Genomic DNA, 2,058 nt, shown 5'->3' on the forward strand with positions numbered 1-2,058 from the left:
ATAAGTTCCTGCAGCAAGAGCGGTGATGTCCTGCGTGGTTGCGCCATTGCTCCACACATAAGTGTAAGGAGTCGTACCACCACTAACAGTTAAGTCAATGGACCCGGTGGCGTTACCAAAGCAAAGCACATCCACTTTTGAAGAGGTGAGAGCCAGGGCTGCAGCAGGCTGCCCAATGGTGACCGAAGCGGTAGCTGTACAATTATTGTTATCCGTAACGGTAACGGTATAAGTTCCTGCAGCAAGAGCGGTGATGTCCTGTGTAGCAGCGCCATTGCTCCACACATAAGAGTAAGGAGTCGTACCACCACTAACACTTAAGTCAACAGAACCGGTGGTATTGCCAAAGCAAAGCACATCCACTTTTGAAGAGGTGAGAGCCAGGGCTGCAGCAGGCTGCCCAATGGTGACCGAAGCGGTAGCTGTACAATTATTGTTATCAGTAACGGTAACGGAATAAGTTCCTGCAGCAAGAGCGGTGATGTCTTGCGTGCTTGCGCCATTGCTCCAAACATAAGTATAAGGAGTTGTACCACCACTAACACTTAAATCAACAGAACCGGTGGTATTGCCAAAGCAAAGCACATCCACTTTTGAAGAGGTGAGAGCCAGGGCTGCAGCAGGCTGCCCAATGGTGACCGAAGCGGTAGCTGTACAATTATTGTTGTCCGTAACGGTAACGGAATAAGTTCCTGCAGCAAGAGCGGTGATGTCCTGCGTGGTTGCGCCATTGCTCCACACATAAGAGTAAGGAGTCGTACCACCACTAACACTTAAATCAACAGAACCGGTGGCGTTGCCAAAGCAAAGCACATCCACTTTTGAAGAGGTGAGAGCCAGGGCTGCAGCAGGCTGCCCAATGGTGACCGAAGCGGTAGCTGTACAATTATTGTTATCCGTAACGGTAACGGTATAAGTTCCTGCAGCAAGGGCGGTGATGTCCTGTGTAGCAGCGCCATTGCTCCACACATAAGAGTAAGGAGTCGTACCACCACTAACACTTAAGTCAACAGAACCGGTGGTATTGCCAAAGCAAAGCACATCCACTTTTGAAGAAGTGAGAGCCAGGGCTGCGGCAGGTTGGGTAATGGTAACAGAAGTAGTCGCTGTACAATTATTGTTATCAGTAACGGTAACGGTATAGGTTCCTGCAGCAAGAGCGGTGATGTCCTGGGTAGCGGCGCCATTGCTCCAAACATAAGTATAAGGAGTTGTACCACCACTAACACTTAAATCAACAGAACCGGTGGTATTGCCAAAGCAAAGCACATCCACTTTTGAAGAAGTGAGAGCCAGGGCCGCAGCAGGCTGCCCAATGGTAACAGAAGTAGTCGCTGTACAATTATTGTTATCAGTAACGGTAACGGTATAGGTTCCTGCAGCAAGAGCGGTGATGTCCTGCGTGGTTGCGCCATTGCTCCACACATAAGAGTAAGGAGTCGTACCACCACTAACAGTTAAGTCAATGGACCCGGTGGCATTGCCAAAGCAAAGCACATCCACTTTTGAAGAGGTGAGAGCCAGGGCTGCAGCAGGCTGCCCAATGGTGACCGAAGCGGTAGCTGTACAATTATTGTTATCCGTAACGGTAACGGTATAAGTTCCTGCAGCAAGGGCGGTGATGTCCTGTGTAGCAGCGCCATTGCTCCACACATAAGAGTAAGGAGTCGTACCACCACTAACACTTAAATCAACAGAACCGGTGGCGTTGCCAAAGCAAAGCACATCCACTTTTGAAGAAGTGAGAGCCAGCGCTGCAGCAGGCTGCCCAATGGTGACCGAAGCGGTAGCTGTACAATTATTGTTATCCGTAACGGTAACGGAATAAGTTCCTGCAGCAAGAGCGGTGATGTCTTGCGTGGTTGCGCCATTGCTCCACACATAAGTGTAAGGAGTTGTACCACCACTAACACTTAAATCAACAGAACCGGTGGTATTGCCAAAGCAAAGCACATCCACTTTTGAAGAGGTGAGAGCCAGGGCTGCAGCAGGCTGCCCAATGGTGACCGAAGCGGTAGCTGTACAATTATTGTTATCAGTAACGGTAACGGAATAAGT

Annotated in this window: 1 protein-coding gene; it reads right to left on the bottom strand. The window is 49.6% G+C overall.

Annotation, left to right across the window (positions count from 1 at the left end; genetic code table 11):
• The coding region (locus tag ACFEL9_RS25990; protein WP_385896298.1) for a beta strand repeat-containing protein at positions 1-2,058 on the bottom strand (2,058 nt) is incomplete at both ends.

The sequence above is a fragment of the Terrimonas alba genome (assembly GCF_042434975.1).
Taxonomy (GTDB): Bacteria; Bacteroidota; Bacteroidia; order Chitinophagales; family Chitinophagaceae; genus Terrimonas_B; species Terrimonas_B alba.